Here is an 8,317-nt window from a genome sequence, read left to right as displayed (position 1 = left end):
CGAGGATCCCCGCGGCCAGCCCGGTGAACACCAGGCCGGAGATGACGGCGGCGCCGCGGGTGTTGTGGAACATCGACATCGGCATCAGCCCGGCCGGGTTCATCATGAACATGACCATGAACACCGCCATGATCACCATCTCGATGATCATCATCAGGATGATGACGATGCCGAGGTAGGCCAGCCCGGTCATCAGCACCATTGCGGCGACCGCGAGGAACGACACCAGCAGGCAGAACGTCGCGCGCGCCATCGAGTCGACGACGAACACGAGTACGCCGGAGGAGAGCGCCAGCAGGCTCAGCACGCAGAACACGGCGAGAACCATTCACATCCCTCCCCGGGCCAGCACGACGAGTGCGACGACCAGCGCCTGCACGATCGTCAGCGGCACGAGCACGACCCAGGAGATCTCCGTCCAGCGGTCCATCCGGATCGTCGGAAGCCGGTGGCGCAGCCAGACCAGCAGCATCAGCACGGCGGCGGTCTTGAGTCCCACCCAGGCCCAGGCGGGCAGCCACGGCCCGTGGCCGCCGCCGAGGAACAGCGGGACCGCCATCGCCGCGGCGGCCACGAGCAACAGCCGGCGCCCGACGGCGAACAGCAGCCGGTCCACGCCGGACAGCTCCGCCGCCGCGCCCCCGGCGGTGTCGCGGGCCACCGAGGCGTCGAACGGGCCCCAGAACGCCATCGCGGCCGCGCTGAGCAGGTAGACGACGAACGCCGCCGGCATCAGCACGACGAACCACAGGCCTGCCTGGGCGTCGACGATGTCGGTGATCCGCAGACTCCCCGCGGCCAGGGCCGCGGTGATGATCGCGAACATGTGGGGGAGCTCGTAGGACAGCCCCTGGGCGACGAACCGGTACCCGCCGACCAGCGACAGCGCCCCGTTGGGGCCCCAGCCCACCAGCCACACCGCCGCCCAGGCCACGACCTCCATCGCGTTGAACCAGACGACGCCGACCGACAGGTCGGCGAGCGGGCGCTCGCCGAGCGGGACGACGGCCGCCGCCAGCACCGCGGCGACGATCAGAGACACGATCCCCGCCCACCGCAGCAACCCGTCGGCAGCCAGGGTGGTGCGCCGCTGCCCGATCATCAGCCGCACCGTCGCGCGAACCGGCTCGATCGCCGCAGCCCGAAGCCCGGCCCGCCGCCCGGTCGACCGGGCTCCCACCGCGACGTCGAGAGCGGCGAGAATCCACACCGCCACGACCATCCCCACCGGCAGCAGCACGACCGCGGCGCTCACCGGTCTTCTCCCGGTGCGTGAATCGCGGTGGCGGCCACGACACCGTCGACGTCCGGGTCGAGGGCCGCGACCAGCAGCCGGGCCGCGGCGAACTCCGCGCCGGTCAGGCGCGCCCCGAGGTCGGCGGGGCCCGGGCGTTCCGGGTCGTCGACCGGTGTCCCGGCCGCACGTGCCTCGATCCGGACGAGGCGCTGCTCGAGCAGGTCCGCGACGTCGACACCGCCGCTCGAGGCCACGTCGCGCAGCATCAGCCGCAGCAGCCTCGACCGGCGGATCGTTCGGACCAGAGGCACGAGATCGGCCACGGGGTCACCGCGGCGCAGCCGGTCGCGCAGCACCCGGGCGCGGGTCGCCGGGCCGCGCCAGCCGGCGATGGCCAGGATCCGCGCGAGCGCGTCCAGGTCGCGCACCGCGGCCGACACCCGGGCGCGGCCCGGTGGACGGGGCGCGCCGGCGTCGAGCACCCGGGCGCTCGCCGAGGTGATGACGTCGCCCTGCAGCGCGACGTCGACGACCAGACCGGCCGGCCACTCCGGCAGCACCGGCCCCAGCGGCACGTGCAACACATCGAGCGCGAGGCCGTCGCGGTCGTCGGCGACGTCGGCCATGGCCAGTCCACCGGGCAGTGGCATGTCCATGTGGTGATGGTCGTGGTGCCCTCCACCGTGCCCACCGTCGTGCTCGCCGTGCCCGGCGTCGTGTTCGCCGTGCGCGCCAGGCTCGGACTCGTCGGCGGCGCGGGTGCCGTCCGGGGTGTGCTGGTCGTGGTCCGTGTGACCGTCGTGGCCGGTGTGTTCACCGGCCCCGTCGTCGTGGGCGTGTTCGCCGTGACCGTCGTGCCGCTGGGCGTGGCCGTCACCGGACCCACCCGCGGCATGTTCGCCGGGGTCGTGCTCGTCCGCTTCGTCCCCACCGTGTTCGTGCCCGCTGTGGTGCTGTTCGTGCCCGTCCCCAGCATCGTCTGTTGCCCGGTCGTCGGCCGGATCGGACGCTGCGGCTGCGACGGCTTCGCGTCGTGCGTGTCGGGCGTCGGCGAGCTGCGGCGGGATGGTCGCGAGCGTGTTCTCCAGGTCCGCGGACGTGGCGTCGTCGGTCAGCTCGACGCGCACGCGTGGCGCGGGGATCTGTCGCCACAGGGCGTCGACGACCTCGCGTAGTTCGGCCCCCACGCGTCCGGCCACGATCAGCACGTCGGCGTCGGCCGGACCGGTAGCCTCCGGCCACCCCCGCAGCCGCAGCGCCTCCTCGACGTCCAGGCGCAGCTCCGGGTGGCCGGGTACGCCGACGATCAGGACGTGCGGAACTCGCGCGGTGAAGCGCAGCAGAGCAGCGGTCAGGTCCATCGCAGCGCTCCTTCGCGCCACGCGTACAGCACCCCGGCGAGCAGGATGGCCAGGAACAGGAACATCTCCACGACCGTGGTCGTCCCCATCGTCGCGACCACGACGGTCCACGGGTACATGAAGATCATTTCCATGTCGAAGGCCAGGAAGATCATCGTCACCGTGTACCAGCGGACGTGAAAGCGCGAGAGGGCGTGCTCGGCCGGCGGCAGGCCCCCCAGATGCGGGAGCCGGTCCGTGGCAGCCGGGCCGACCGCGGCCAGTCGGGACACCCCGACGATCGCCGCTACGGCGGTCAGCACCACGCCGGCCAGGATCGCCAGCGGGACGAACTCCTCCACTGCGCACCCTCCTGATCGGCGGCAACGGGCGCATACCGTACCCCCGCACTGCATATGACGCGAGGCCCGCCACACCGCTTGCTCGACTCCCCTGCGACCTCGCCGTCCTACCCTCTGGGGGTAAGGACATGCCGAGAAATCACTGCCCGCGCGGCCGACCGCGAGACCCGTGGCCGGGAGACAGGGCTCGTGCCTGCGTTCGCCGCGGTGACCAGAGGCCTCACTCACCGGCAGCAGGGAACCTCAGCGTGGTCACCGCGGCGTTCAGCCCGGTGACAGCCCTTTCCCGACCGACCCTTGATGCCGTTACCCCCTAGGGGTATATTCGTGATCGTCACGAGGAGGTAGTGCGATGCAACACGGATACGCCGACAACAAGGACGCGCACGTCAAGCGGATGCGCCGGATCGAGGGCCAGGTCCGTGGGATCAGCAAGATGATCGAGTCGGACAAGTACTGCATTGACATCCTCACCCAGGTCTCGGCGGTCAACAAGGCACTCGAGGCCGTCGCGCTCGGTCTGCTCGACGAGCACCTCACGCACTGCGTCGCCGACGCCGCCGCCGAGGGTGGCGCGGTCGCCGACGAGAAGATCCAGGAGGCCAGCGCCGCCATCGCGCGCCTGGTCCGTTCCTGACCCCAGGTCCCCGAGAAGACCGGAACCGGAGCGGCGCGGCCGTCTCCGGTGCCGAACCTGCCCGCGTCCGGCGCGCGGGCCGTCACGAGGAGGTATCCCGACCATGAGCACTGCGACCTACACGGTGTCCGGTATGACGTGCGGTCACTGCGTCAGCTCGGTCACCGAGGAGATCAGCGAGATCGCCGGCGTGACCGACGTGTCGGTGGACCTGCCCACCGGTGCGGTCACTGTCACCAGCGACGGTGAGCTCTCCGCCGACGCGGTCCGCGCGGCCGTGCAGGAAGCCGGCTACGAGGTCACCTCGGGGGCCTGACGCCCCACCCCCCACCTGTTCCCACCCGGCACGGGTCACGGTCTTCGCCGCTGCGCGAGGGTCGTCCACCCGCATCGGGTCTGACCGAAGGACTTCCAACGATGAAGACCGCAGCACGACTGTCCGCCTACGGCGCGGCCGTCGTCCTCTTCGGTGCCGGCGCGTTCGCGACCGGCATGACCGTCGACGCCCCCACCGATCACCTGCGCCCCACCGCCCAGAGCAGTCCCACCGGTCCCGGTGCGGGACATGGAGCAGCACCGGCCCCGCGCCCGGCGCCGGATGCGCAGCCCGCCGGGCTGGCGTCCACCGCCGACGGGCTCACCCTGACCCCGGTCGCGACGACCCTGCCGGCACAGACGGCGACCGAACTCGCGTTCCGCATCACCCGCGCCGACGGATCCCCCGTGACGGGCTACGACGTCGCCCACGACAAGCGGATGCACCTGATCCTGGTCCGCAGCGACACCGCCGACTTCCAGCACCTGCACCCGGTAATGGACCCCGACGGCACCTGGCGCACCCCGGTCACCCTCGCCGGCGCCGGCACCTACCGGGCCTTCGCCGACTTCACTCCCACCGGCGGCATCCCGACCACGCTCGGCGTCGACCTGTTCGCCCCGGGGGACTTCACTCCGATCGCGCCGGAGCCCAATCGGGTTGCCACCGCGCCCGGCGGCTACGAGGTCACCCTCGACGGCGACCTGACCCCGGGACGGTCCGGTGACGTGACGCTGACGGTCACCCGCAACGGCAAGCCGGTCACTGACCTGCAGCCCTACCTCGGCGCCTACGGTCACCTGGTCGCACTGCGCACCGGCGACCTGGGCTACCTGCACGTGCACCCGCAGGGCAGCCCCGGCGACGGCCGCACCGCGCCGGGCCCGCAGATCACGTTCGGTACCGAGGTACCGAGCAGCGGGACCTACCGGCTGTTCCTCGACTTCCGCCACGACGGCGAGGTCCGCACCGCCGCGTTCACCGTCCCGACCACCGGCTCGGCACCCGTCGCCGCTCCCGCCACCGGGCACGGCGACGACCACCGCGAGGGAGGCCACTGATGACCACCACGACCACGCAGCCGGACGGGCACGGCACGACCCAGGAGATCGAACTCGCCATCGGCGGCATGACCTGCGCCTCCTGCGCCAACCGGGTCGAACGCAAGCTCAACAAGCTCGACGGTGTCACCGCCACCGTCAACTACGCCACCGAGAAGGCCCGCGTCACCGCACCCGCGGGCCTCAGCACCGACGAGCTCGTCAGCACCATCGAATCCGCCGGCTACTCAGCGACCCGACCGTCCGTCGACCAGGCCGGAGACCGGACCGAGGACGACGGGAGTCGTGCCGATGTCGAGCTGCGCACGCTGCGCGACCGGCTGATCGTCTCCGCCGTGCTCGCTGTGCCGGTGGTCGCCATGGCGATGGTCCCGGCGCTGCAGTTCACCAACTGGCAGTGGCTCTCGCTGGTGCTCACCGCACCGGTGTGGGCCTGGGCGGGCGCCCCGTTCCACCGGGCCACCTGGACCAACCTGCGCCACGGTGCGGCCACCATGGACACCCTCATCTCGATGGGCACGACCGCGGCCATGGCCTGGTCGTTCTATGCACTGTTCTTCGGCACCGCCGGGATCCCGGGGATGGTGCACCCGTTCGAGCTGACCGTGGCCCCCACCGACGGCGCCGGCAACATCTACCTCGAGGTCGTCGCCGGGGTCATCACCTTCATCCTCGCCGGCCGCTACTTCGAGCAACGCTCCAAGCGGCGCGCCGGCGCCGCCCTGCGCGCCCTGCTCGAACTGGGCGCGAAGGACGTCGTGGTGCAGCGCGGCGGCGCCGAGACCCGGATCCCGGTCTCCGAACTCGTGGTCGGCGACCGGTTCGTCGTCAAGCCCGGCGAGAAGATCGCCACCGACGGCGCGGTCGTCGAGGGACGGTCCGCGGTCGATGCCTCCATGCTCACCGGCGAGTCCGTGCCGGTCGAGGTCACCGTCGGTGACACGGTCGTCGGGGCGACCGTGAACGCCGGCGGACGCCTGGTCGTCGAGGCCACCCGAGTCGGGTCGGACACCCAGCTCGCCCAGATGGCGAAGCTGGTCGAGGACGCCCAGAACGGCAAGGCCGCCGTCCAGCGCCTCGCCGACCGCATCTCCGGGGTGTTCGTCCCGATCGTCATCGTGATCGCCGCGGTGACGCTCGGGTTCTGGCTCGGCGCCGGCGTCGGCGCCACCGCTGCGTTCACCGCCGCCGTCGCCGTCCTGATCATCGCCTGCCCGTGCGCGCTGGGCCTGGCCACCCCGACCGCGCTGCTGGTCGGTACCGGCCGTGGCGCCCAGATGGGCATCCTGATCAAGGGCCCCGAGGTGCTCGAATCCACCCACCGGGTCGACACCGTGGTGCTGGACAAGACCGGCACCGTCACCACCGGGACGATGGCACTGGCCGGGATCCACACCGCCGACGGCGTCGACGAGACGACCGTGCTGCGCCTGGCGGGTGCGCTGGAGAAGGCCTCCGAACACCCCATCGCCGCCGCCATCGCCACCGGCGCCATCGAGCGCACCGGTGACCTACCCGGCGTCGAGGAGTTCACCAACCACGAAGGCCTCGGCGTCCAGGGGATCGTCGGGGGCCACGCCGTCCTCGTCGGCCGGCCCCGGCTGCTCGAGCAGTGGTCGGTCCCGCTTACCGGGGAGCTCGCCGACGCCGCCGCGGGAGAGGCCGCGAAGGGCCGCACCACCGTGGCCGTCGCCTGGGACGGCCAGGCCCGCGCCGTGCTCGTCGTGGCCGACACGATCAAGGCCACCTCCGCCGAGGCGATCGCCGAGTTCCGCAGGCTCGGGCTCACCCCGGTCCTGCTGACCGGCGACAACCAGGCAGTGGCCGACACCGTCGCCGCCGAGGTCGGCATCGACCCCGGCCCGGACACAGTCATCGCCGAGGTCATGCCCGCCGACAAGCTCGCCGTGATCGAACGGCTGCAGCAGCAGGGCCGGACCGTCGCGATGGTCGGCGACGGCGTCAACGACGCCGCCGCACTCGCCCAAGCCGACCTCGGCCTGGCCATGGGCACCGGCACCGACGTCGCCATCGAAGCCTCCGACATCACCCTGGTCCGCGGCGACCTGCGCGCCGCCGCCGACGCGGTCCGGCTCTCCCGCCGCACCCTCGCCACGATCAAGGGCAACCTGTTCTGGGCCTTCGCCTACAACACCGCCGCGATCCCACTGGCCGCTCTCGGCCTGCTCAACCCCATGATCGCCGGCGCGGCCATGGCGTTCAGCTCGGTCTTCGTCGTCGGCAACAGCCTGCGACTGCGCCGCTTCCGAGCACACGCGGTCTGACGGTCCCGCACACAGCGCCGCTCTCCACCATGGAGGGCGGCGCTGCTGTCTACGAACACTCCGAGCCCGACTTGACGTCGCCGCAGACTCCCCAGGACCTTCGCGGGCGTCGATCGGCCCCGACTCCACGCCCTCGATACCGGCCTCGGTGTGGTCGGTCAGCCACGTCTCGGCGGCGGAGCGGTCGGTGGTCTGCGGGATCACCGCCAGCGGGAGGCTGGTGTGGCCCAGGCGTTCGCACAACCGGGCGCGACGCACGTGGTAACGCTGCCGGCGCAGATCGACACCCGCGTCGGCGAGCAGATCAAACGTGACCAGGCAGGCGTGGGCGCCGAGGATCCACGCAGCCGCGACAGCAGCGCAGGGAAGTCCAGGCGTCCGCCGCGCCAGACGACAAGCTCGCCGTCGAGCACAGTGCCTGCCGGAAGCTGCTATTCGGCTGCCGCGACGATCTCCGGGAACGCTGCGGTGAGGCTGCGTTGCTGGCGTGACTGCAGACGGAGGCGTCCGTCGCGGCCCCACCAAGCACAGGCCCGGATTCCGTCGAACTTCGGCTCGAACGCCCACGCTCTTCCCGCGGGCAGGACAGCAGCGGACCGAGCCGTCATCAGCTGCACGGGGCTGTGCAGCGGCCCTGATCCAGTTCCTCGCACCGACGGAACTCTAAGCGAGCAATGCTTGAGACCTGTGGATGACCGGGGAGGGGTCGTACCCTCCCGGTGATCTTGACGGTCCTCAAGCAAGGCCGGCGCGCCAACGCCGGCCGGAAGGGTACGACCCGTGCTCACAGTAGTTCCCGAACCCGACGGCGGCGACGAGTCCCGCCGTGAGCCCCGCCCGGCTGTGATCGACGAACTGGTCCGCGAGGGCGCCCGCCGGATGCTGGCCGAGGCGTTGCAGGCCGAGGTCGACGACTACATCGCCCGCCACGCCGGCGAGCGCGACGAGCACGGCCGCCGGCTGGTGGTACGCAACGGTTCCCACCAGCCCCGCGACGTGCTCACCTCGGCCGGAGCGGTCGAGGTGACCGCACCCCGGGTGAACGACCGGCGCACCGATCCCGACACCGGCGAGCGACG

At 71.9% G+C, this 8,317-nt stretch carries 8 protein-coding genes and 1 pseudogene; 5 read left to right on the top strand and 4 right to left on the bottom strand.

The features are described 5' to 3' along the window. The 4 genes and pseudogenes from BM093_RS33755 to BM093_RS33740 all read right to left on the bottom strand — a co-directional run. Window positions 1-328, bottom strand: a pseudogene (locus BM093_RS33755) (NADH:ubiquinone oxidoreductase subunit J); the annotation flags it as partial. Beyond that, a complete protein-coding gene (locus BM093_RS33750; RefSeq protein ID WP_245773985.1) occupies window positions 329-1,255 on the bottom strand; it encodes a complex I subunit 1 family protein in 927 nt (308 codons plus the stop codon). After that, window positions 1,252-2,598 (bottom strand): hypothetical protein, encoded by a 1,347-nt coding sequence (locus tag BM093_RS33745; RefSeq protein WP_093357241.1) that lies wholly within the window; start codon window positions 2,596-2,598, stop codon window positions 1,252-1,254. The genes BM093_RS33750 and BM093_RS33745 overlap by 4 nt, the downstream gene beginning before the upstream one ends. Beyond that, complete coding sequence (locus tag BM093_RS33740) at window positions 2,589-2,939, bottom strand: NADH-quinone oxidoreductase subunit A (protein WP_245773984.1); 351 nt, start codon at window positions 2,937-2,939, stop codon at window positions 2,589-2,591. The genes BM093_RS33745 and BM093_RS33740 overlap by 10 nt, the downstream gene beginning before the upstream one ends. Before the next feature lie 352 nt (window positions 2,940-3,291). Here BM093_RS33740 and BM093_RS33735 point away from each other — a divergent pair, with 352 nt between their 5' ends. From BM093_RS33735 to BM093_RS33715, 5 genes are all read left to right on the top strand, one after another. Next, complete coding sequence (locus BM093_RS33735) at window positions 3,292-3,576, top strand: metal-sensitive transcriptional regulator (protein WP_093357237.1); 285 nt, start codon at window positions 3,292-3,294, stop codon at window positions 3,574-3,576. 103 nt (window positions 3,577-3,679) lie between these two features. Continuing rightward, the gene (locus BM093_RS33730) at window positions 3,680-3,892 is read left to right on the top strand and encodes a heavy-metal-associated domain-containing protein (protein WP_093357234.1); all 213 of its coding nucleotides are present in this window, start codon (window positions 3,680-3,682) and stop codon (window positions 3,890-3,892) included. Window positions 3,893-3,993: 101 nt separating this feature from the next. Continuing rightward, window positions 3,994-4,953: a hypothetical protein gene (locus BM093_RS33725; RefSeq protein ID WP_093357232.1), complete on the top strand. Its 960-nt coding sequence runs from the start codon at window positions 3,994-3,996 to the stop codon at window positions 4,951-4,953. Beyond that, entirely contained in the window at window positions 4,953-7,238 is a 2,286-nt protein-coding gene (locus tag BM093_RS33720) for a heavy metal translocating P-type ATPase (protein WP_093357230.1), read from the top strand. The genes BM093_RS33725 and BM093_RS33720 overlap by 1 nt, the downstream gene beginning before the upstream one ends. Window positions 7,239-8,018: 780 nt before the next feature. Continuing rightward, on the top strand, window positions 8,019-8,317 hold a 299-nt coding region (locus BM093_RS33715; protein ID WP_177238878.1), incomplete at its 3' end, for a transposase.

This window comes from Pseudonocardia ammonioxydans (genome assembly GCF_900115005.1).
Taxonomy (GTDB): domain Bacteria; phylum Actinomycetota; class Actinomycetes; order Mycobacteriales; family Pseudonocardiaceae; genus Pseudonocardia; species Pseudonocardia ammonioxydans.
Note: the sequence above shows the minus strand (reverse complement) of the source record. Positions and strands in the feature narration are given on the sequence as shown.

Excerpts from the sequence above, each read along its gene's own strand:
- BM093_RS33745 (WP_093357241.1), bottom strand. The coding sequence starts at position 2,598 with ATGGACCTGACCGCTGCTCTGCTGCGCTTCACCGCGCGAGTTCCGCAC.
- BM093_RS33735 (WP_093357237.1), top strand. The coding sequence starts at position 3,292 with ATGCAACACGGATACGCCGACAACAAGGACGCGCACGTCAAGCGGATG.
- BM093_RS33730 (WP_093357234.1), top strand. The coding sequence starts at position 3,680 with ATGAGCACTGCGACCTACACGGTGTCCGGTATGACGTGCGGTCACTGC.
- BM093_RS33725 (WP_093357232.1), top strand. The coding sequence starts at position 3,994 with ATGAAGACCGCAGCACGACTGTCCGCCTACGGCGCGGCCGTCGTCCTC.
- BM093_RS33720 (WP_093357230.1), top strand. The coding sequence starts at position 4,953 with ATGACCACCACGACCACGCAGCCGGACGGGCACGGCACGACCCAGGAG.